Source organism: Neorhodopirellula pilleata (assembly GCF_007859915.1).
GTDB lineage: Bacteria > Planctomycetota > Planctomycetia > Pirellulales > Pirellulaceae > Rhodopirellula > Rhodopirellula pilleata.
Map to the genome: position 1 here is coordinate 26,701 of NZ_SJPM01000022.1, position 21,093 is coordinate 47,793.

Below are 21,093 nucleotides of genomic sequence, written 5' to 3' on the forward strand. Positions count from 1 at the left end.
AAGAGCATAACAAGCCGACCGACCGAAAGAATCGTATCAGCGTGAGCTTGTCGTGAAGAACTCATGAAGTCACTGCCAGACGCCCAAACCGGCTTCGATCCCGGCAAGTTGTCCGACCCGTTGGAGCTGCCGAAGCAAGTCCGACGGGGACAAGAAACGTTGATCCGGGGTTTTGCGTAGCAACTTCATCACCACGTCGCTGAATCGTTCGTCCAAGCCGAGTTGGCATTCGTGTGGCGGTTTGGGGTCGTCACGGCGGAACTTGTCGATCAAGTCCACTACCCCGAACGCCTCGTGAGGAGGGTGTCCGGTTAGCAATGCGTACAACGTTGCTCCCAAACTGTATTGGTCGGATCGCCCGTCGCACTGGGTTGCGTCAAGCAGGCGTTCCGGTGCGAGGAAGCACAAATCGCCGATAACGTCACCAGGCCGTGTCAACTGAGCCGCGTTGGTTTCTTCGAGCGCGCGGGTAAAAATCAGATCGGTCAACAAATATCGCATGTCGTTTTGTCGACGCAGGATGTTCGAGGGGGTGACGTTGCGATGAATGATTCGGTGTTTTTCGGCTTCCTGGAGGGCCAAAGCGATGTCGACGGCCAATCGCCACACTTCCTTCCAATCCAGCATTCCGCTGACTCCGACATGGTCGATCAGTTCGCGGACGCTGATGCCATCGACCCACTGCATCGCAGCCCAACAATATGGCCCTTGTTTCCCCGCTTTGTACAACCGCACGATGTTGTCATGACGGATCGGAAGCACGGTTCGCATCGCGCGGATGAAACGCTCGCGTTGCACATCGGTCGACGCCATCGCCGGCTGCAGAACCTTCAACGCCACCACGCGTTCGCGCCGCGTATCGAACGCTTTGAACACTACACTGTTGGAACTGGAAGTGACGAGTTTGTCGATCCGATAACGATGTAGTGTGTGACCGACTAAGTCACGCACCGACTTGGGTTCGGGTTTGGACGCATCAGGCTTGGCTGTGTCCTGTTTTACAGACGACTGCACCGGAGCCAAAGCAACTTGCGGACCGACGGTCGGCGCATCGAGCCCGTCGAGTAACGTCAGTTTGATCCGCGAATCACCCACTTCAATCACGCCATCGGTTGAAACTTGAGCGCTCTGTTGGATCGGTCGGCCATCGAGGCGAACGCCACCGGCACCTCCACGATCGGCCAGAGTCAACGATCCGTTTTGGGCATTGAGTTCGCAGTGAATACGACTGAGTTTCGGATCGCGAATTTGGGTATGGCTGTCTGAGCCCCGTCCGATCACGAACGGTTCGGACGAGTCGACTTCGAAACGCCGCCCCGCATCCGGTCCGTCGGTGATTTCCAGTACATATCGAATCGGCGTCATGGTGTTTGGGGGTTCGCGTTGGCGTGAACGACGGCCGGAGCACCGTCAGTGGATGGATCGGTCGGATCGGGTGACGGAGCCAACCCGTACAAAGCAATTTCGAATTCGCTCAACGGCTGTCGTGATGCCGTTTTTGCCTGCGCGATCAAGCCGTCCAAATCAAAGTTGGTTTCCGAATCGCCAGCGTTTTCGGTCAGGACATCCATAATCGGCGGCGTCGGAGGTAGGTCGTTGGCTTGCGCATGCGTGGCCGCAGCGATCGCAAGTTGTAATGCCGTTTCATGACGTCCCGCCTCTCGAAGTCGCTTCACCGAATCGCTTAATCGGTTCAGTTCGTAAGCGGCAAGAATATCGTGTGCGTCCGAGGATATGAGGTTGGTTCCGTCGCGGTCTTCACGGCTGGATTTCGCAGCGGCCAAGTAGGATCCTGCCGTTGATCGTTCTTGAGCCAATTGGTCCCGTAGTTCGTTCAACTGCCAACTTGCCTTGATCCACGACATTAGCAGCACGAGCGTTAAGAACACCAGCACCAGTGCGGCGGTCCCCGACACGGTGGCGACGAGAAGGTGCTGATGAATCGCATGTTGAATGCGTCTGCCCAAGCTGGGCGGTCGCGCCGTGATCGGCTGTCCCGACAAGAACCGCTGCAGATCGTCGGCCAATGCCTCGCCGGACTGATAGCGATCGCCTTTGCGTTTTGACAAACACTTCAGCGTGATAATCTCGAGCTCACGCGGAATACCAGGAATCAGCGTTCGCGGCGGAACGGGTTCTCGCGTCAAGACTTGAGCCACGACATCGATCGGGTTGGCGGCTTGAAACGGCGGGCTGCCGGTCAACATCGCGTACAAGACTGCGCCGATCGAATAGATATCAGCTGTCGGTCCGACGGGTTGATTGGCGACTTCCGAAGACGATGAGCTTCCGCCGGCTTGTTCGGGCGGCATGTAGTGCGGGGTGCCGATCAGTTGGCCGACGGCCGTCAATTCCGACTGCGCGGTCAAGCTTTTACAGACACCAAAATCGGTGATCCTAGGTTGGCCATGTCGATCGATCAGAATGTTGGCTGGCTTGACGTCTCGATGGATCAAACGTTGCCGATGCGCGTAACCGATTGCTACGGCGACATCACGAGCGAGACGGGCCGCCGGATCCGGTTCCATCGGCCCACGTCGCAATCGCTCGGCCAAACTCTCGCCTTCGATGAGTGCCATCGTGAAGTACAAGTGTCCGTCGTGTTGGCCGACATCAAAGACGGGGACGATGCCTGGATGATCGAGCGATGCAGCCGATTCGGCTTCGGTCAAGAACCGTCGAACCGTATCAGGATGCTGCTCGCCGAGCATCATCTTCAACGCCACGACTCTTCCAAGCGAAATCTGTTTGGCACGGTAAACCACCCCCATTCCTCCCCGGGCGAGTTCGTCGACGATTTCGTAATCGTCGATTCGCCGGGCGATGGGCAAGCTGGTTGTCTCGTTGGTCGCACTTGAGACGCTCGAATCCGGTGCCACCGTATCGGCGTCAAGTACATCGTCGAGAGGGCGCGGTTGAGTCATCGGTCTCGCACGTGGCGGTCAGGAGTGGGTGCGAAAGAATCCCAAAAGCCGGTCGTTTACGGAACCTTCCTTTGCGTTAATTTTCGATGAACCCCCGCGTCGTAAAGGTTTGATGAAGAACGCGCCGAGAAGCCGGTCGGCGACTTGCCGACGTTCGAACGATATGAAATGCTTCGCGCCTGAATTGTTTCAGCTTGAACCCGCCCCACGAACCATCCTTCCGAGGAACTCACTCAGATGCGTTTTAGAATTAACCTGTCGCTCGTTTTCTTGTTAACCGTTGCGTGCGTCGTTTCGACGAACACCAACGCCCAAACTATCACGATGAAAGGTTCGGACACGCTGGGCGACGAGATGGTGCCGAAGTTGGTCGAGGCTTACCAAAAGTCTGGCAGCTCGGCGACCTTCAAAGTCGAAGCTCTCGGTTCTTCAGACGCTTTCACAGCCTTGCTGGATGGTTCCGCAGAAATCGGAATGTCGAGCCGTCCGATCAAAGACTCTGAAAAGCAAAAGCTCGCCGATGCGGGAATGATGGTGCAAGAGCACGTTGCCGGCGTGGACATGATCGCGGTGATCGTCAACGAGAAGAACGACGCCAACAACATTCCTCTCGATGGCGTCAAGATGATCTTCACCGGCCAAGTCGAAACCTGGAAACGACGTAAGCGTTCTATCTGCCCAGGCGGGTGAACCGGGGCAGTGGGCCGCGTACTAGAAGTCCGAGTCACCGTCGCCGGTTCGTTGGGCGCACTCCAGGTGCTCGCACAGTTCCACGACCGCATCGAGGTAGCCCAGACTCTTTGGCTTGGACTGCAACGAGTCAACGACCTGTCCCACGCATGGGACGCTTTCGGCCCCGATTCTCGAAAAAAATCAGACAACCAATCCGACCACACTTGTGTGGTACAGTGAGCTTACGCAGCGGGTTACGAAAAAAGCACAACTTCAAAACGTCCGCCGGGACTGGTCGCCGTCAGAAGGTCCTCGTATTTTTCAATCTTCATCGCTGAAATCCATCTCCTTCGCCAACTCGCTCCACTGACTCGCTAGTCCCATCTGATAGGCTTGCTCGCAAAGGTGTTTTTGGTTGATTCACGATCGGCATGTGTATCTCACAAGTCTGAAGCGAGCTTATGCCGGCTCCCGTTACGTCCGAAGAATTTGGCGACTTTTCCGGTTCAATCAAGTTATCGATTCGCAGTGAAGTGGAAGTTCGGAGTACCAAGTCGGGAGATTCAGTTCTCGCGAATTCGATTACGGGGACGACGGTGAATCGAGGAGTTCCAGATCGCTGAAGAACTCGGCGACGCAGACAGAGAACTCGGGAAGCACCTCACCACCGTCGATCGTGTCTCCTTCATTCAGGACGACCACCTCGTCGGGGGCGGTGTACACGGCGACGGATCGGTCGCGACAATCGACAATCCAAACGAGCTTCACGCCGCTATGAAAATACTCGATTCGCTTGCGAGTCATCTCGGCTTTGGTGTTGCCAGGGCTGAGAACTTCTACGGCTAGGTCCGGCGAGATGGAGGGATAGGCCGCAGTGGGAAAACGGCCTTCGGGGAAACGCAGGCGAGAGACATAGCCGACATCGGGGCCCCGGACGTTTCCAGGAAGCAACCGAAACATCCCGTCGGGACCGGAGACGATTCCGAGGCGTTGAAACGAAACGAATGTTCCAAGAATTCTGGCGATGGTCATGGCCACGACGGATGCTTCGTAGCTCATGGCTTTCTCGACCAAGGTGCGGTCAACGAGTTCACACAGTGTGTCTTCATGGTGATTGACCTTGATTAAGTCTTCCAGCGTGCTGGTACCGGGCGCGGGCGTGAGCCGAACACGAGCCGGATCAACACCACCAAGCTCGACAAGTCGTTCGGCAAACGTTTCGATGAGGGTGGCGTGGGACATTGGAGGTTAAAAGGAAAACAGGAGGACGGGAGAACAGGAAAACATGTCTTGCACACTTCTTCAGCATAACAGCAAAAGGTTTGATTTTCGAATTCGGACGGGAATGTGACCAGAAACCTGTCACCTGTAACCTGTTGCCTATGACCTATTCATCTCCTAAGCCACGTCGGCGAAGTAGCGTTCCATGCGGCGGAAATAAGCCATGCCGCCGACGAGGAGCACGAGGACTCCGGCGGTCGAGATGGCGATCGAGGAAAGGTCGGGCCACGGTGAACCGAGCAGCGCCGCTCGGTAGCACTGCAGCAATCCGGCAAGTGGATTGAGGTAGTAAATTGGTTGCCACTTCTCTGGAACGACCGCGCCGGTTTCGTACACCACGGGGCTAACCATCATTCCGAGTTGCAAAACAAATGGAACGGCAAACTGAACATCACGGTAGATGCCGTTGAGTGCCGAGAGCCACAGCGCGAACGCGGCGGCCACAACAAGCGTGGCGGCAACGAGCACCGGCAGTAGCAAGGCTGGCCATCCGGGAAAAATTCCGAAGTACATCATGACTACGGCGAGCATCGCGAAGGCCACACCAAAATCGACCGAGGCGGGCACGAACGCGGATAGCGGCAGGATGACCCTTGGGAAATACACTTTCTTGATGAGGTTGTTGTTTAGCGCGATCGATAATGTGGCTTGCGAAACGGCCGCAGCGAAGAACTGCCAGGGAACCATGCCACACAGACTCGTGACGACGTACGGGACGGTTCCGTCGCTGGCATTTCCGCGTAGCCAATGGATCAACACACCAAAAACGATCACCGTGAACAGCGGCTGCATGACGGCCCATGCCAAGCCAACGAACGTTTGGCGATAACGGACTTTCAAGTCGCGGAATCCGAAGGCCCAAATCAGCTCGCGGTATTGCCACAGTTCCCGAAACGAAATCAGCCGCCATGCGGGACTGGCTTCGACCCAACGCATTGGGAGGTCCGGCGTATTCGAATCGCCTGTATGTGATGCTGCCGGTTCGATCATCGGCTGATCGGTCGATGCGGGATGCAACGGTTCGGAAGTGACGACGTTCATAAAATGGGGGGAGATAGTAGCCGGATTCGCAAGAATTCGGATTTCGATTGGGTTCGACTGAACTCTTGCGAGTCCAGCTACGATCTTCGACTCTTGCAAACTACTGAACTCTTGCGAGTCCAGCTACGGGGCTTCCGCTGACAACAAGTCGTTGAGTTGCGATTGAACCTCGGGCCACTGTGGTCTTAGTTGAAGTGCTCTCTGAAAATGCACGATCGCCGATTCTGGATTTCCTGCCTTTTGCATGAGATCGCCGGCGATGGCTCTGGCGAGTGGGGATTGGTCGTGAATGCGGAAGGCGACTTCCAGGTCGGCGGCCGCTTCATCGATTCGGCCGAGTTGCATCAGCGCGAGGGCGTGATTGATGTGGTGGGACGCGTACTCTTCGCGAGTACTCGGAGGATAAAATCGGTTGGCGAAATCTTCCTGCGTTGGGTCTCCGGCGATCGATCGTTGCAAGACCTGAGTGGCCTCCACGGCCCGGTTCGCTTTGACGAGTTCTTCACCGATGCGGCCGAGGATGATCGAGGTCGGCAATGCACGCTGTTGCGCCGACGCGAGAGCGTCGACATAAAGTTGCATCAACGCTTCGGAAGAGATCTCTTCAGTCGCGGTGTTGACGAGGTTTTGTGCCGCTCGCGGGTTGGCCGGGTTTTCAATCAACGAGCGATACCACAACCGGGAACCCGATTGATAGTCGTGAGCCCGAGACCAAGTTCCCCAACTGAACAACATCACGATCGGAAGACTCGAGATCGCGACCCATCGAACCGGGCGGTGAATTCGATTGGTCATTGGCAGGCCGGAATGACGGAGCCTTCGGGCCAGCAACCTCGCCCCAAATACGCTCCCTGTCACGATGCAAGCGAGAGGCAGATACATGCGATGTTCGACGAGTAAATCCGCCGTCGGGATGAACGAGGAAGTTGGGGCGAGGATGAACAGCGGTGCAAGGAGGAAAAACGCGAGCTTCCAATAGCCGAAGTAACCCGCGACAAATCCACTTATCACAACAGCCAATGCCGACATGATCTGCGGCAAAAACTGAACCCATGGTTGAGGCACTGTCAGACCGTGGTCGATATTCAGACCGATCGGGAACAGAGACATGCCGAGATACCGGAAGACGATGTCGGCTTGAGCGGCGATATGAGGTAACGCTGGAGGGGCGTCCCCACCAAAGCCGACGTTGGCATCGCCACGAAGTAACCCAGGCAATAGCGTGACGACGGCCACGACGCTTGCGGCGAGCGGAACGCCGTAGAGCCAACCGCGTCGCTTCCAAACCATTCTCCAGTCAGCGGCAAGGAAAGCACGATCGAACAAGGGGCCCACGGCGAGTGCGGTCACCATCACGGTTTTGGACCATAGTCCGATCACGAAGAAAATGCCGGCCACAATCAGCCAGCGACGCTGTTCACTTTGTTGATGCCAAACGAGCATCAGCAGAAACACGATGAAGCAAAGCCCCATCAACGATTCGCATCTTTGGATAATGTAGGCGACCGCTTGCGTGTTGAGCGGATGAACTGCCCACAACAGTGCGACTAAACATGCCAACGCAGTCGCGTCGCGGTTGGTCGATGGATTCGTTTCACTTCGCTCCTCGTCGTCGACTGATAGGGAGAACCGGGCGACCGATTGAACGAGCACAAACAATAGGATCGCGGTGAGGATATGGATCAGCACGTTCCCGATGCGATGAACCGAAGGCGACTCACCGAACAAAGCCCGCTCGAGGGCAAATGTCGCCATCACGACGGGACGTGTTTCGGCTCGCGTCCAACTCAGACTCGGCGGAAACGCGTCGAGTGTCGAGTTGCCACGAAGATGACCGATATCGTCGTAAACATAGGGTCCGACAAACGAAGGCGAGTACAGGAATAGGACAAGAAAAGAGAGAACGACAGCGAAGGCTGTGCCGATCGTTTTGCTTAGAGCGCGTTCCTGAGTCGCGGTTGCGACGGGCGCGGTGGACTGATGCGGAAGGGCTACGCCCAAGCTACTGGTCGCGCTATCTTGGCGTTCCGGGCTTAACGGTAGACTAGACAAAACGAACGGGAAACGTGAAGGGATTAGTAGCCGGAATCGCAAGATTTCGGTATCCGCGCAAGGGCATTGAACGCAAGCGAGAGCCGCAAAAGAGACAGTCTAGTATTCCAGCTCACCTTGTTTTTCGGGTAGACCGTAGTGGATCTTGTTAAAGATCCCATGCTGAAAGGATCTTTAACAAGATCCACTACCCGAAAATTGAACTGCAGAGGAATACTAGTGCTTTGTCTAGATTCAACTTGAGGGTTGGCAACATTAGCCGTTTGGACGCTAGCCCCGGTTTTTGCGACGGAACCGTGGCTAGCGGGCTGTTGATCTAATCCGAATCGAAACCCGAAGCGTGAGTTTTGAAGTTGCGCTTTTTTCGTAACCCGATGCGTAAGCGAGGGATTATTGATATTGACTCATTCCTCGCTCACGCTTCGGGTTACGAAAAACCAATGCCACAAGTAAAAGCGCAACTTCAAAAAGCGTGAGCGAGGGATACCTACAAAGGATTTAATGGCGATCAATCCCTCGCTGACGCTTCGGGTTACGATTAAATCAACACGCCGCTAGCGCCAAAACGGCTAATCCAAAGATTAAAGTTGGACAAAGCACTAGAAGCTGGACTAGCCTCCAGCCGCGCGGACTTCGTCTACTTGGGTGACACTTTTAATTTTGTGTCAACCATGGCGTGGTGCTGGATTCGTGGCCTGAAACCTAGAAAGTTTCGAGCGGCCGTGGTAGCTGGACTCGCAAGAGTTCAGCGGATTTCGAGGGGACACCGAAGTCTTCCGACTCCGGTTAGTGCTTTGTCAAAATACAAAATTAGGCTTAGTGAAGTGAGCCGACGGCGCCAGCCGCGGGCATTGCTCGACACCCGACGTTAGCGGGCTGCTGTTTTAGTGCACGTTTGGGCGTTTTCGTTTAACGGCAAGCCGCAGGCGCCTGCGTTTTCAATCTCTGTCGCCTGCGGCTTGCCGTTAAACGATTCAATCAACAGGTCGCTACGCGTTCGGTTCACCCTAAAATTCAATATTGATGGATCACTCGTTTCTTGTTTTGTTAAGTGCGGGCAAGCCAACGTCGGCGAAGGCCGTTGCGGCGGTTCACCGAGCTAACTTTGGGATAAATCTTTGACGGGGTTTTGGAGGGTTTGGGATCGAGCCAATTCGACGATCGATCGCTGGAGTCTTTGGTGCTGAGTTTGCATGTGCAGCCAGGCGACCGAGGCGACGATCATGAATATGTAAACGATTAGGTCGACGCCGCGACCGATCCCGACCAGGATGGCCAACTTGCTAGTGACGTTTGGAAACAAGGTCAAAAGAATTGCGCCTGCCCAAAGTAAGATGCGGGCCAAACGGACCGTTCGCCGAATTCGGCCCGATCGCATTCCATGGATCTCCAGGAGCAAAAATACGCTCAGGAGGGGAACAACGATCCACTGGAAGAGAGTCATGGCAGGCTGGATGGCTTGAGGATTAACTTGGCAGAAACCGGACATAGTGATCAAGGTGCTATCTTACCAAACGCCCCAGCATCAATTGCCCCGCGATCCGAATCGCGTCCCAGCCTGATTGGCCCTTGGCGAGCGTTTCCTCGGTGTACCGGATCGTCACGGGAGCCTCCACCCAGCGTAGTCCGCGTCGGGCGATTTCTTCAAGGATCTCGGACGCATGGGCCATCCGCGGGTGACGGATGCGAACCTGCATCGCCGCCTCGCGCGTAAATGCTCGAAATCCGTTGTGGGTGTCGGTGACCGACAAACGGGTCGTCAATCGCGTGTACCAAGTCGCGGCGACCAGCAACGCGTGACGCGATGCGGGCATCTTGATCGTGCCGCCCAGGAAACGCGAGCCGAGCACCACGTCGGCGACTCCGTTTCGAAGCGGCTCGAGCAGTCGTTCGATCTCACGGGCGTCGTGTTGGCCGTCGCCGTCGAACGTGACCAAGACTTCAGCACCTCGGGAAAGTGCGTAATCGATACCGGTTTGAATTGCCGCACCTTGGCCGCAATTGATCGGGTGACGCAGGACATGAACGGGCCATCTCGCGGCCGCCTCGGCAGTGTCGTCTTTGGAGCCGTCATCGACGACGACGACTTGATAGTCGCCCGCCTGGCAAAGCTTATTGAGCGTATTGCCGAGCCGGGTTGCCTCGTTGTAAGCGGGGACGATGATCCAGGTGGTTGACCGCGAGATTTTGGACGTGGCGGGGGGGGCGACGCTGGGCTGCGTGCGAGGATTTTCGGTCGGGGAGATCGTCGGTGTCATGCGATAAAGGATGACGATGCCGGTCAAAACAGCAAGTCAAACGGGATGAAGGTTTCATGAACCTTAGCCGGGGTGGTTGGCGGTTGGCGATTGGCTTTTAGCGGTTGGCGGTGGGCGTTTGGTTAACCGCCGCTAACGCGGTGCGGCTGATTGAGTTAGACGGGCAAATGTCACCTGACGAGCCTAGCGGCCAATCGCGTTTATGCCGGGTGTTCGTCGCAAAGCCTCCTCCACCCAGCCTACCTCTTGTAGGCTGGGTCGCAGCCGCTTCGGCGCAGACCCGGCAGGTTTGATATTGAGCCAACCGCCAATCGCCCTTTTTAACGACGATCGCAAAAAACTTGCTTACAATGCGGCAAACCATTCTGTTTCTCGTCATGAACGGAATGACATTTTGCGGCGTTTGTTTTTCACATCTCACAGGCGTTCCCCATGAGCACGGCGAATCCGCTTCACGAAAACCTTCCTTCCCAAACCGGAGTTTTACCAGGTGATGCGATGCCGGTAACGCTGCCGATCTCGATCCAGCAGTACGCGGACTTGGTCGATCACGGCCACTTTGAAGGCCGTGTGGGACAAATCGAACTCATCAACGGCAGGATTATCCGGACGAATCCTCAAGGCCCCGAGCACGCGGATCCGATCGACATTCTGAGTGAATGGTGCATCGAACAGGCGGAAAGACAGTTTCGCATTCGTGTCGAGAAACCCATCGTGCTACCCAGTTCTATCAGTGTGCCTGAACCTGATATCGCTTGGGTTAAGCGGCGATCGTATGCTCGTCAACATCCCGGCCCAGAAGACATTTTTCTATTGATCGAAGCGAGTCTCACAATCGCCCGGTTTGACGCCAACGAGAAATGCGAAATCTATGCTCGCGACGGTGTTCCCGAGTACTGGCACATCAACGTCCCACGTCGTGAGATCCGTGTTTACCGCGATCCGCAAGCGGGCACGTACCGGACGCTATCGACTCATACCGCCGACGAGTCCATTTCTCCGATCTGCTTGCCGGCTGCGGTCTTGCCGATAGCGATGTTGTTCGAGGATGCGTCGCCGCTTTGATTTCATGGCAGACGTTTGTCGCGGGAATCGCACGCTATCGGGCTGTTGATTTAGTCCTCATCGAAACCCGAAGCGTGAGCGAGGGATACATACAAAGGACTTAATGGTGATGAATCCCTCGCTAACGCTTCGGGTTACGATTAAATCAACACGTCGCTATCGCGTTGCGGCTGATTGGGTGGTTTCAGTGGGACCCGTTTTATGCGTTCATCACTCGGGTGACGTCGACGGCGAGGTTGGGCAGTCGTCGGCCGCTGGCGATTTCGCCGGTGTGATAAACGCCGAGTTCGACGTAGTCGTTCTCTCGCAATACGAGCACGGTGATCTTGGCTTCTTGCGGGTCGACAATCCAGTATTCGGAAACACCGGCTTTGGCGTAGTCGGTGCGTTTGTCTTCTTAAGGGGGCAAGTGGTCTGTTACAGCTAAAAACTAGGGTTGGCTGTAGTGGATCTTGTTAAAGATCCGACCGCTACAGGATCTTTAACAAGATCCACTACCCTAACTTTTAGCTGTCCCAGACCACTAGCGCGGCGATACCGGGAGCCGGTCGGGCGCGAATGCGCTGCGCGTCGAGGTGCCCCAGATCGGCGAGTCGATCGGCAAATGTTTCACTGACGGTGGCGTGGGACATCGTGAGAGCTTTTAGGCGTTAGCGTTTGACCCATTCTAACCAACGAAGCAATCACGTGGTGGGTGAGGGATTTGCGAAGGCGAGTCTGCAGGATGTCTGTCTGGCAGAAGTTTGGTCTGGGAGAAAGGTGGTATTCAGGAAACGGAGGATTGATGGAGTTATAGTCGTGGCGTTCACCGAGAAGCGTCGGTTTATTCAGTCGCAATCGCCGACTGGGGCCGCATTGCCTGGCGCCTGCGCAGAACTTCTTGGCGTATTTCGGGACAAAGCTTTTGGAATTGCAGCAACCGGTCGGCGCAGAGCCAGTCAAGTTCGGGCTGCGTGGCGTCCGGGTGATCGCGTCGGATCCCGGCACGCATCGTCTGTCGTGTCAATTCGGTCAACTCGAAGGACTTCATCAGCTTTTGCTCGGGCGTGAGCGATTGCAGGATCCGCAACCGCAACGCTAAGGCTTCGCGACCGGCAGCCGTCGAATTGGCAATTTCAAGTTCGTGATCATGCATTACGATCATTTGTCTCGTTGTTGGTCTGAACGCTCGCTCGCAAATCAAGCCATATCTCGATCGTACCAGCGATTTCGGCTTGCTGTCGCAGGTATCCATCATCCAGCGAGGCGCCGCGAATCCGCAAGATCTGGGTGATGTCCGTTCGCTGACGCTCCGAGCCTCCGCAAAGTTTATCCCAGGTAAGTTTTGCCAAGATGGTGTCTTCGGGAGAGGAAACGTCGACGGCGACTCCCATGATTTCTGCTGGCTGACGCCGATTCATCGCCAGTTGGCTGTGGGGGTCATCCTGCAAGAGGAAAAGATCCAACTTGTCGCCCGTTTGCAAGTCAATCACGTTCGCCATGCGACCTTCCCGCAAAGCTGATTTGCTGATGTAGTAACGCGTCGGTTCAAATCGTTCGGCCAATGCGTCGATCTTCGCCGGAGCCAAGTCGATCACCATGTCCACATCATGGGTCGATCTGGGCTCCCCGTGCAAACTGGATGCATGGGCACCCACGACCATGTGAGGGATGCCAAGCTCGTGCAGGATCCCGACGACCAATGCGAGTAAATCCGCCTGCGACAAGGAATATCTACCGTGTTGAAGGTTAAGAACCTATCCGAGAACTGGGGCTAGTGCGGACATCTTATCCGAAGATCGGTTTGCCCCTATCTCGCAGAAGCCTTCGGTTAGGTATCTATTGGAGTTACGACACTTCATAGACCACCAATCCGAGGCTTCGGGCGGTAGCAAAGTGTAAACGAAAACGACCTGCTCTGAAACGCCTCCGACGACAAGCCGTTGAAGTTGATTTCGATGGCGGAACGCTCACCTCCGACGGAGGACTCGTGCTGCTACGCGAAGTGGATCGCAGGCTCGATCCGATTCGACGCATTGACCAAGCGATTCCCGATCCTCGCGATCCCATCTACACCGCCCATCGGCAAGCCGAGATCCTCACCAGTCGTATTTTCGGCATCGCTGCGGGCAACGAAGACGCCAACGACCACGATCAACTTCGGCACGATCCGGCGTTCCAAGTCGCTGCCGGACGTACCCCTGCACAAAACAATTACGGCGAAGAACATCAGCCTCTGGCGAGTCCTTGGACGCACTGCCGGTTTGAAAACCGCATCGACTCCAAGGTGATCTTTGATCTGCATGAAGTCCTCGTCGACACATTGCACGGTTTACCGTGCCCGAGGTGAGATGGAGAACCGGATTAAAGAGCAGCAGTTGTGTCTGTTTGCCGATCGGACCAGTTGCACGCGGTTCATGGCCAATCAGTTTCGCTTGATGCTTTCGACGTTTGCGTATGTCTTGGTCGATGGTATTCGTCGTTTGGGTTTGTCCGGCAGCAAGGAAGCACGTTGGCGCGTGGACACGATCCGTTTGAAGCTGATAAAGATCGCAGCGCGAGTCCGGGTGACGACTCGACGTGTCGTGTTTCATCTTCCGAGTCACTGTCCAAGCCAACTGATCGTCGAGCGTGTGCTGGTGCGTCTGTGCCGCAGCGGCTAGCGGTGCCCATCGTCGAAAAAGCCGAGGACTCCAACTGAATTTTTGAGATGGGGGAGGGGGGCGGTCCGCGCTGATCGTCGAAGAAAATGCTCTACTATCCTGGGTCTCGCCGAATCGCCCTATCCCAAACCCAAATGAAATTCAAGACACTGCGGATGCAGTATCCGGGCTAGCGGCCAATCGCGTTTATGCCGGGTGTTCGTCGCAAAGCCTCCTTCACCCAGCCTACGGATGGCCAGCGTTCGTGGTTGGTAGGCTGGGTCGCAGTCGCTTCGGCGGAGACCCGGCAGGTTTGGTATTTAGCCAATCGCCAATGGCCCTTTTTTGCAACGATCGCAACGAACATGTTTACAATGCAGAAATCCGATCTGCTTGCCTTCGGCGGTCCTGCCGATTGGGATGCCGTTCGAGGATGCTTCGCTCAAGGTCGAATTTTGAGGGAGTTTGGTAGCGGGACTCGCAAGAGTTCCGGGGGGGGGATGGGTGGAGAATCGGAATTCGTGTGAATCCGGCTACGGTTGATTCTTGCTGTTACCCAAAGCCCAGATATCGTCAACTGGGATCGCCAATCCGCTGAGCAAGCGACTTTTGGCTGTTTCGCCAACGCGGCATTCTTGATCGATCTGGTACTGAGCGTCTTGAAGGGTCAACACCGAGACAACTTGTTCTTGCGGGTCAACGATCCAGTATTCGGAGACTCCCGCCTTGGCGTAGTCGATTCGTTTTTCTTCGTAGTCGCGCTGGCGTGATTTGAGATCTTCGCTAACGATCTCGATTGCAAGATCAATCTTGTCGGGGTAGCCACGGATGTCGGCGGGTATATTTTCAGGGCGAACGTAAAGCAGGTCTGGTTCGCGAATCGTTCCTGGGAATAGTTTTATGGGAAGCGGAGCCATAAGCATTTTGCCACCAAGTTTTTGCTGACGCACATGGTCGCGAAAGCGGTCGAACAGAAACTCGAGGATGAGTTGATGCAACCATGTGAGCATGGGCAAAATCTCAAGGCGCCCTTCCACCAATTCGGCCATCTGATTGGTGTGAAATTGCAAAAACGTCTCTTCGGACCAACGACCTTGCGGGGCAAAAAAGTAAGCTGCTTCCCAAGCGGGTTCGCCGTCTTTGGACGGCAAACGCGGTGCTACCGAATCGAAAGGGTCGAATGCCTGCGACATGTTGTTAGGGGGTTGGCGAAGGAGCAGCGGGTGACGAAGTGACGTTATGGTGGATGTTGAATTCGCTGACGTAGTGGATCTTGTTAAAGATCCCTTTGCAGGAGGATCTTTAACAAGATCCACTACAAATGTTTTACTTATTGTTCCCGCGATGCTTAGCTGGGTTGAAGATCGAAATCCTTGCGAATAATGCCACTGGTTTATCACCCAGGATAACAAGATCGATTTTTATTTGCGAATTTCGTGACGCCGCTTCAGCGAAGTGGTGCAAACGCATACAACGTCGTGCTCGACTTCTCCCCAAGCTTTGAGACTGCTGATTTAGTCAAGAGCGCCGATTGAAGATCAGCCGTTTGGGCGTCAGCTCCGGTTCTGCGGTGCCGAAACCGTGGCTAACGGGCTGTTGATTTAGTTTGCATCGCAACCCGATGCGTGAGTTTTGAAGTGGCGATTTTGCCTGTGGCATTGGTTTTTCGTAACCCGCTGCGTAAGCGAGGGATCATTGGAATTGACTCATCCCTCGCTTACGCTTCGGGTTACGATTAAATCAATAGCTCGCTAAGGCCAAAACGGCTCGTTAAATCAGCAGTCTCACTTTTCAGTACGAGAAACTCTCGGCGTCTTCCTTCGGGGCGGCTTGGTAACCGTAGGGTTCCATGCTGCTGCCCGCACGGCCTTGGCTGAGACTTCGCACGGCGCTGCTGTAGCCGAACATTTCTTTGAGCGGCGCGTGGGCGGTGATCACCGTCATCGCGCCGCGAGATTCCGTCGACGCGATGATCGCCCGTCGCTGTTGCAAGTCGCCGACTAACTCGCCCATATAGTCGTCGGGCGTGGTGACCTCGACTCGCATCACCGGTTCGAGCAACACCGGTCCGGCGGCTTGGATGCCCGATTCGAACGCATCTCCCGCCGCGATCCGAAAGGCGACTTCGTCACTGCCGTCTTCATGCACTTCAGCGTCGTAGACCTCGAATCGAACGCCCGACAACGGGAAGCCGGCGATCATTCCGCCGCCGCCGGCGCGTTCTCGCATCTCTTCGATCGCAGCCGTCCGGACGGCGTTGGGCAGTGGGCATTCGGGCGGCAAGCGATCAAAAACAACGACGGGATCCGACGGATTTTCGGTCGTCGACACGCGTGCCTTGAGCCGGGCGAACATCTGTTGGCCGTTGACGATGCGGTTGCAAACGCCGGTAACATCGGCCTTGCCGCCGATCGTTTCGCGGTAATTGACGCGGGGCTTATAAAACTTCACGTTCAAGTTGAAGTCGCGGGTCAAGCGATGTTGAATCACCTCCAAGTGCAACTCGCCCATGCCGCTGATGATGGTTTGCCCGATCTCTTCGTTTTCGACGGCGCGGAACGTCGGGTCTTGTCGACGGAGCATGTCGAGCGTCTCTTCGAGCTTCTTGCGATCCGAAGTGCTCTCGGGTTCGATCGCCATCGACAACACCGTCTCGGCAAACTTGATACTCGGCAATTCGATCGGTGCTTTGGATTCGCAGATCGTGTCACCGGTGATGGCGAAGCGAGGGCCGATGACACAGCAAATGTCACCCGCACCGACGACTTCGCTCTGTCCGTCGCGATCCTTCTTGGTCGCGTGAATCTGCCAAATCTGGGCGACGTTTTCTTTCTTGTCACGATTCGGACATAGCACGCGCGAGTTCTGATGAAGTTCGCCGCTGTAAACGCGGATCCAATAGTTGTCGCCCGTCTTGGCAGGCAAGATTTTAAAAACGAGTCCGCAGAAGGGCTCTTTGATGTCCGGCTTGCGAAGCTCGACGCTGTCGGGTTTCCCCGGTGCAACGCCTTGTACAGGCGGACGATCCAAGGGACTGGGCAGATAGTTCCCGACGCCGGTCATGAGCGGTTGGACGCCGATCCCGTGCAGCGCCGACCCACAGAATACGGGCTGGATCGTTCGTTCGAGACAGCCTTTGCGGATCGCCGCCATGATCACGTCACGCGGGACTTCCTGTTCCTCCATGGCAAGTGCCATGGCGTCTTCGCTGATTTCGTAGACGGCCTCTAACATCTGCTCACGCCAGATCGCGGCGTCATCGGCGAGTTCATCGGGGATCTCGGTTTCTTTGACCGTCTTGCCTTCGGTTTCCGGATCGAACTCGAGGAATTTCATATCGACCAAATCGATAACGCCACGAAATGGATCGTTGACGTGCGTTGGTCCTTGGCCGACGGGGATTTCGACGGCGACGGGTCGCCCTCCCAACCGCGGGCCGATGTCGTTGAAGACGTTCTCGAAGTTTGCCCCTTCGCGGTCCATCTTGTTGATGAAGACGATGCGTGGCACCTCGTAACGATCCGCTTGCCGCCACACGGTTTCGCTTTGCGCTTCGACGCCTTCCCGGGCTGAAAACACCACCACCGCGCCATCGAGAACTCGTAAGCATCGTTCCACCTCGGCGGTGAAATCGACGTGACCGGGAGTGTCGAGCAAGTTAACGTTGTACGGACCCCATTTGTACTTCACGCATGCGCTGAAGATCGTGATACCGCGGTCCTGTTCTTCGGGGTCGTCGTCGGTGTCGGTCGTCCCGTGATCGACGCGACCGACGCGGTGTTTTTCGCCGCTGAGATACAACATGCGTTCGGTGACGGTGGTCTTTCCCGCGTCAATGTGAGCGATGATGCCGATGTTGCGAATCTTGGATATGTCAGCGGCCATGAAGTCGTGCTGGGAAGGAGGCGAACGAGAGGGCAAAAAAGTGTGGACAAAAAAAATCGCGATCTGGGATCAGCCAGATCGCGAACGATTGTGATGTTTTTTTGTGGAGCCGAACAGGCTTACCAAGCGAAGTGGGCAAACGCCTTGTTCGCGTCGGCCATTCGGTGGGTGTTTTCCCGCTTGGTGTACGCGGCACCTTCCTTCTTGTAAGCGGCCAGCAACTCGTCGGCGAGCTTGAGGTGCATCGGACGGCCCTTCTTGTCGCGAACGGCGCCAAGTACCCAGCGGATCGCGAGGCTTTGTTGGCGGGATTTGTTGACTTGCATCGGAACTTGGTAGCTCGCACCACCGACCCGCTTGGAGCGAACTTCGATGTACGGCTTGACGTTCTCCAAGGCGGTTTCGAAAACCGCGATCGGATCTTCGTCGCCTTCGTGTCGTTTGCCGATTTCTTCCAGTGCATCATAGAAGACGCGCTGGGCGGTGGTCTTCTTGCCGTCGTACATCAAACAGTTGATGAATTTACTGGCCAACAACGAATGGTGTCGCGGATCGCCCTTGAGTTGGCTGCGACTGGAAGTGATGCGTCCCATGAAAACTGATCGGTAAGGAGTGAATGTGCGGGGGTTGGTGAAAAATTCGGTGAGCTAGCTCGCCCGGTGACTACTTCTTGGCACCGTAACGGCTGCGGGATTGCTTGCGTCCGTCGACGCCCAATGCGTCGCGTGAACCGCGGACGACTTGGTAACGCACACCCGGCAAATCGCGGACACGACCACCGCGAACGAGCACGATCGAGTGTTCTTGCAGGTTGTGGCCTTCGCCGGGGATGTAAACGGTCACTTCTTTGCCGTTGCTCAATCGGACCCGCGTGATCTTACGCAAAGCCGAGTTCGGCTTCTTGGGGGTCATCGTCCGCACTTGCAAGCAAACGCCTTGTTTTTGAGGGCACTTTTCGAGCACTGGCGACTTGCTCTGGCTCTTCTTTAGCTTGCGATTCTTGCGAACGAGTTGATTGATGGTAGGCATGGATTGACAACGAAGTGAAGATGTTCAGAGGGGTCCGTTCGTGCACCCGCAAACGCCATTTTCTTGGGCGAGCGACGAATCGAGCCGCGAAGTATCGCGGAAGACGGGTTTTTGTCAAGAGCGAACGACGTCAGCCCTCGTAAAAGTGCCCCCGAAGGCGTTATACTGGGTAATTCGTTGAGTTCGGCGGCCGTTTTTTCGGGTCTGACCGCAACTTCACCTGGTTGCACCCGCAATTCCTTTCCCGATCGATTCCACAACCCAACCATTCCAACGCCCCCAACCGGCTTTTGATTTCATGACGCAGCGTAAAGGTAGCCAATTCGCAGGCTTGGCCGTCGCCATCATTACTCCGTTCCGCGACGACCAACTCGATGTCGAGCGGCTTCGCGAACAAATCGACTTTCAAATCGAGGCGGGCACCCAGTGCATCGTGCCCGCCGGGACGACGGGTGAATCCCCGACATTGTCCCACGACGAGCACGAACGGGTGATCGCCGAAACGATCGCTCACGTGGCCGGTCGGGTGAAAGTCATGGCCGGAACGGGTAGCAACAGCACCGCCGAAGCGTTGCGATTGACCCGCCGGGCTGCCGCCGAAGGGGCCGACGCGACCTTGCAAGTCGCTCCGTATTACAACAAGCCGACCCAGGAAGGCATGTACCAGCACTTCCGGGCGATCGCCGAGGACATCGATATCCCGGTTTGTGTTTACAACATTCCCGGACGAACGGGCAAGAACATCGAAGTCGAAACAATTCAGCGTCTCGCCGAATTACCCGGCATCACGATGGTCAAGGAAGCGACCGGTTCGCTCGACCAGTGTTCGGCGGTGTTGAACACGACCGATCTGACGGTGTTGTCGGGCGACGATTCGTTGACCTTGCCGATGATGAGTGTCGGGGCCGAAGGCGTCGTCAGCGTCGCCGGTAACGTGGTCCCCTCGGTGATGCTGGAGATGGTCCGAGCCGCCCAAGCGGGCGACTACACGACCGCGGCCGCCGTCCATCATCGGCTGTATTCGCTGTGCAGTAAAATGTTGGGACTGTCGACCAACCCGATTCCGGTCAAGGCGGCGATGCAGATGCTCGGTCGCGACACGGGTGAGCTGCGATTGCCGATGGTGGCCTTGAATGATTCCGAACGTGCGATTTTGCAGGAAACCTTGATGCAGTTCGGTCTCGATTCAACACTCGCGGGGGCGATGCAAACGAGCGGCTCGGCGTCATGAGGTTCGCCGGTTTCTGCCGACTCGTTGCAGTAAGCCTCGCGGTCGCCACCGGTTGCGGTGCCTCGCTACTGGCCGATCAACGCCCCATTTCCACGCCAAGTTCTTCCATGAGTCCCTATGCGCACGCGGTCTACGAGAATGCCGCTGGTGAGAAACTCCATTACCGCATTCACTTCCCGGCCGCCGGTGTCCGTGACGACTCGGGCTCGGACGCGACCAAGTTCCCACTCGTGCTGTTCCTTCATGGGGCGGGCGAACGGGGCGACGACAACGAAGCCCAACTGAAACACGGCGCATTGGAATTTATCCGCGATGGACGCGACCAACGCTTCCCCGCGATCGTCGTGGCCCCGCAATGTCCCAAGGAAAAGCGGTGGGTGGAGACCGATTGGGGCAAAGCACCCGGCAATGGGACGTTTCCCGAAACCCCGTCCGAACCGATGAAATTGGTTTTTGAACTGCTCGACGAGTTAGTTCAGCGAACCGACGTCGATCCATCGCGTCTTTATGTTACCGGCCTGTCGATGGGTGGTTACGGAAGCTGGTATGCGGCGGCGGAGTACTCTCCCGGCAGCTCCCACCAAGCTAACAACCGAAAGGCGAGTCCCGAGCAAATGAGTTCCGAGCAAATGAGTTCCGCACGATTGAACGCTTCCGCGACGACAACCCGCAAGGCGACAACCAACCAGACGACCGGCGGTTTTGCCGCGATGCTCGCGATTTGCGGCGGAGCCGATCCGGATTGGGCGGGCCGTTACGCCTCGACGGACCTGTGGGCCGTTCACGGTGATGCCGACCCGGTCGTGCCGGTCACCCGCAGTCGCGAAATGATCGCGGCGGTCGCCTCCAAAGGTCATTCCGGTGAACTTCGATATACCGAACTTCCAGGCGTTCAACACGACAGTTGGACGGCGACTTACGCCGACGAAGCCACCTACGCTTGGTTGTTCAAGCAAACCCGTTGATGGTTGGCAACCCGATCACTTGATCGGGTCGTCCGACCTGTTTTTTTCTTGCCGCCAACTTTCGGAGCC

The 21,093-nt window shown here is 56.2% G+C and carries 20 protein-coding genes and 1 pseudogene; 6 read left to right on the plus strand and 15 right to left on the minus strand.

Features of this window, described 5'->3' with window-relative positions; all coding sequences use genetic code 11:
- Window positions 1–69: 69 nt before the first annotated feature.
- Window positions 70–1,365 (minus strand): FHA domain-containing serine/threonine-protein kinase, encoded by a 1,296-nt coding sequence (locus Pla100_RS27530; RefSeq protein ID WP_146582119.1) that lies wholly within the window; start codon window positions 1,363–1,365, stop codon window positions 70–72.
- Window positions 1,362–2,924 (minus strand): serine/threonine-protein kinase, encoded by a 1,563-nt coding sequence (locus tag Pla100_RS27535; RefSeq protein WP_146582121.1) that lies wholly within the window; start codon window positions 2,922–2,924, stop codon window positions 1,362–1,364. Before Pla100_RS27535 ends, Pla100_RS27530 begins: the two co-directional genes overlap by 4 nt.
- Before the next feature lie 237 nt (window positions 2,925–3,161).
- Between Pla100_RS27535 and Pla100_RS27540 the strand changes: the two genes are divergently transcribed.
- Window positions 3,162–3,614, plus strand: a complete 453-nt coding sequence (locus tag Pla100_RS27540) for a substrate-binding domain-containing protein (protein WP_146582123.1) — start codon at window positions 3,162–3,164, stop codon at window positions 3,612–3,614.
- 564 nt (window positions 3,615–4,178) lie between these two features.
- On the opposite strand, the gene Pla100_RS27545 is transcribed toward Pla100_RS27540, so the two are convergent.
- The 5 genes from Pla100_RS27545 to Pla100_RS27565 all read right to left on the minus strand — a co-directional run bounded on the left by Pla100_RS27545 (window position 4,179) and on the right by Pla100_RS27565 (window position 10,255).
- Window positions 4,179–4,838 carry a Uma2 family endonuclease gene (locus Pla100_RS27545; RefSeq protein ID WP_146582125.1) on the minus strand — a complete coding sequence of 220 codons (660 nt, stop codon included), beginning with the start codon at window positions 4,836–4,838 and terminating at the stop codon, window positions 4,179–4,181.
- 156 nt (window positions 4,839–4,994) lie between these two features.
- A complete protein-coding gene (locus tag Pla100_RS27550; RefSeq protein WP_146582127.1) occupies window positions 4,995–5,918 on the minus strand; it encodes an ABC transporter permease in 924 nt (307 codons plus the stop codon).
- Window positions 5,919–6,041: 123 nt separating this feature from the next.
- Complete coding sequence (locus Pla100_RS27555; RefSeq protein WP_146582129.1) at window positions 6,042–7,919, minus strand: tetratricopeptide repeat protein; 1,878 nt, start codon at window positions 7,917–7,919, stop codon at window positions 6,042–6,044.
- 1,150 nt (window positions 7,920–9,069) lie between these two features.
- On the minus strand, window positions 9,070–9,459 hold the full coding sequence (locus Pla100_RS27560) for a DUF2304 domain-containing protein (RefSeq protein WP_197168289.1): 390 nt from the start codon (window positions 9,457–9,459) through the stop codon (window positions 9,070–9,072).
- Window positions 9,460–9,472: 13 nt separating this feature from the next.
- Window positions 9,473–10,255 carry a glycosyltransferase family 2 protein gene (locus Pla100_RS27565; RefSeq protein ID WP_231603704.1) on the minus strand — a complete coding sequence of 261 codons (783 nt, stop codon included), beginning with the start codon at window positions 10,253–10,255 and terminating at the stop codon, window positions 9,473–9,475.
- Between the two features lie 405 nt (window positions 10,256–10,660).
- Between Pla100_RS27565 and Pla100_RS27575 the strand changes: the two genes are divergently transcribed.
- Window positions 10,661–11,293 (plus strand): Uma2 family endonuclease, encoded by a 633-nt coding sequence (locus Pla100_RS27575; protein ID WP_146582135.1) that lies wholly within the window; start codon window positions 10,661–10,663, stop codon window positions 11,291–11,293.
- 199 nt (window positions 11,294–11,492) lie between these two features.
- Here Pla100_RS27575 and Pla100_RS27580 read toward each other — a convergent pair.
- The 4 genes and pseudogenes from Pla100_RS27580 to Pla100_RS27590 form a co-directional block, all read right to left on the minus strand.
- Window positions 11,493–11,675 (minus strand): annotated as a pseudogene (locus tag Pla100_RS27580) (Uma2 family endonuclease); the annotation flags it as partial.
- Window positions 11,676–11,799: 124 nt separating this feature from the next.
- Entirely contained in the window at window positions 11,800–11,925 is a 126-nt protein-coding gene (locus Pla100_RS32260; RefSeq protein WP_261344829.1) for a hypothetical protein, read from the minus strand.
- Between the two features lie 191 nt (window positions 11,926–12,116).
- On the minus strand, window positions 12,117–12,428 hold the full coding sequence (locus Pla100_RS27585; RefSeq protein ID WP_146582137.1) for a hypothetical protein: 312 nt from the start codon (window positions 12,426–12,428) through the stop codon (window positions 12,117–12,119).
- A complete protein-coding gene (locus tag Pla100_RS27590; protein ID WP_146582139.1) occupies window positions 12,421–12,999 on the minus strand; it encodes a hypothetical protein in 579 nt (192 codons plus the stop codon). The genes Pla100_RS27585 and Pla100_RS27590 overlap by 8 nt, the downstream gene beginning before the upstream one ends.
- A gap of 191 nt (window positions 13,000–13,190) precedes the next feature.
- Here Pla100_RS27590 and Pla100_RS27595 point away from each other — a divergent pair, with 191 nt between their 5' ends.
- Window positions 13,191–13,622 (plus strand): transposase, encoded by a 432-nt coding sequence (locus tag Pla100_RS27595; RefSeq protein ID WP_146582141.1) that lies wholly within the window; start codon window positions 13,191–13,193, stop codon window positions 13,620–13,622.
- 1 nt (window position 13,623) lies between these two features.
- A complete protein-coding gene (locus Pla100_RS27600; RefSeq protein WP_197168290.1) occupies window positions 13,624–13,935 on the plus strand; it encodes a transposase in 312 nt (103 codons plus the stop codon).
- Window positions 13,936–14,447: 512 nt separating this feature from the next.
- Here Pla100_RS27600 and Pla100_RS27605 read toward each other — a convergent pair.
- The 4 genes from Pla100_RS27605 to rpsL all read right to left on the minus strand — a co-directional run bounded on the left by Pla100_RS27605 (window position 14,448) and on the right by rpsL (window position 18,828).
- The gene (locus tag Pla100_RS27605) at window positions 14,448–15,107 is read right to left on the minus strand and encodes a Uma2 family endonuclease (protein WP_146582145.1); all 660 of its coding nucleotides are present in this window, start codon (window positions 15,105–15,107) and stop codon (window positions 14,448–14,450) included.
- Between the two features lie 598 nt (window positions 15,108–15,705).
- On the minus strand, window positions 15,706–17,799 hold the full coding sequence (fusA, locus tag Pla100_RS27610) for an elongation factor G (protein WP_146582148.1): 2,094 nt from the start codon (window positions 17,797–17,799) through the stop codon (window positions 15,706–15,708).
- Window positions 17,800–17,918: 119 nt separating this feature from the next.
- Complete coding sequence (rpsG, locus tag Pla100_RS27615) at window positions 17,919–18,392, minus strand: 30S ribosomal protein S7 (protein ID WP_146582150.1); 474 nt, start codon at window positions 18,390–18,392, stop codon at window positions 17,919–17,921.
- 70 nt (window positions 18,393–18,462) lie between these two features.
- On the minus strand, window positions 18,463–18,828 hold the full coding sequence (gene rpsL / locus Pla100_RS27620; RefSeq protein ID WP_008676202.1) for a 30S ribosomal protein S12: 366 nt from the start codon (window positions 18,826–18,828) through the stop codon (window positions 18,463–18,465).
- A 298-nt stretch (window positions 18,829–19,126) separates the two neighbouring features.
- Between rpsL and dapA the strand changes: the two genes are divergently transcribed.
- Entirely contained in the window at window positions 19,127–20,059 is a 933-nt protein-coding gene (dapA, locus tag Pla100_RS27625) for a 4-hydroxy-tetrahydrodipicolinate synthase (protein WP_146582152.1), read from the plus strand.
- Entirely contained in the window at window positions 20,056–21,024 is a 969-nt protein-coding gene (locus Pla100_RS27630; RefSeq protein WP_146582154.1) for a carboxylesterase family protein, read from the plus strand. Before dapA ends, Pla100_RS27630 begins: the two co-directional genes overlap by 4 nt.
- The last annotated feature ends 69 nt before the right edge of the window (window positions 21,025–21,093 follow it).

Bases quoted from the DNA above. Each gene is read 5' to 3' on its own strand.
- Pla100_RS27560 (WP_197168289.1), bottom strand. From the start codon at position 9,459: ATGTCCGGTTTCTGCCAAGTTAATCCTCAAGCCATCCAGCCTGCCATG.
- Pla100_RS27575 (WP_146582135.1), top strand. From the start codon at position 10,661: ATGAGCACGGCGAATCCGCTTCACGAAAACCTTCCTTCCCAAACCGGA.
- Pla100_RS27535 (WP_146582121.1), bottom strand. From the start codon at position 2,924: ATGACTCAACCGCGCCCTCTCGACGATGTACTTGACGCCGATACGGTG.
- rpsG (WP_146582150.1), bottom strand. From the start codon at position 18,392: ATGGGACGCATCACTTCCAGTCGCAGCCAACTCAAGGGCGATCCGCGA.
- Pla100_RS27605 (WP_146582145.1), bottom strand. From the start codon at position 15,107: ATGTCGCAGGCATTCGACCCTTTCGATTCGGTAGCACCGCGTTTGCCG.
- Pla100_RS27585 (WP_146582137.1), bottom strand. From the start codon at position 12,428: ATGCATGATCACGAACTTGAAATTGCCAATTCGACGGCTGCCGGTCGC.
- Pla100_RS27600 (WP_197168290.1), top strand. From the start codon at position 13,624: ATGGAGAACCGGATTAAAGAGCAGCAGTTGTGTCTGTTTGCCGATCGG.
- Pla100_RS27545 (WP_146582125.1), bottom strand. From the start codon at position 4,838: ATGTCCCACGCCACCCTCATCGAAACGTTTGCCGAACGACTTGTCGAG.
- Pla100_RS27540 (WP_146582123.1), top strand. From the start codon at position 3,162: ATGCGTTTTAGAATTAACCTGTCGCTCGTTTTCTTGTTAACCGTTGCG.
- fusA (WP_146582148.1), bottom strand. From the start codon at position 17,799: ATGGCCGCTGACATATCCAAGATTCGCAACATCGGCATCATCGCTCAC.
- Pla100_RS27630 (WP_146582154.1), top strand. From the start codon at position 20,056: ATGAGGTTCGCCGGTTTCTGCCGACTCGTTGCAGTAAGCCTCGCGGTC.
- Pla100_RS27530 (WP_146582119.1), bottom strand. From the start codon at position 1,365: ATGACGCCGATTCGATATGTACTGGAAATCACCGACGGACCGGATGCG.
- rpsL (WP_008676202.1), bottom strand. From the start codon at position 18,828: ATGCCTACCATCAATCAACTCGTTCGCAAGAATCGCAAGCTAAAGAAG.
- Pla100_RS32260 (WP_261344829.1), bottom strand. From the start codon at position 11,925: ATGTCCCACGCCACCGTCAGTGAAACATTTGCCGATCGACTCGCCGAT.
- Pla100_RS27550 (WP_146582127.1), bottom strand. From the start codon at position 5,918: ATGAACGTCGTCACTTCCGAACCGTTGCATCCCGCATCGACCGATCAG.
- dapA (WP_146582152.1), top strand. From the start codon at position 19,127: ATGACGCAGCGTAAAGGTAGCCAATTCGCAGGCTTGGCCGTCGCCATC.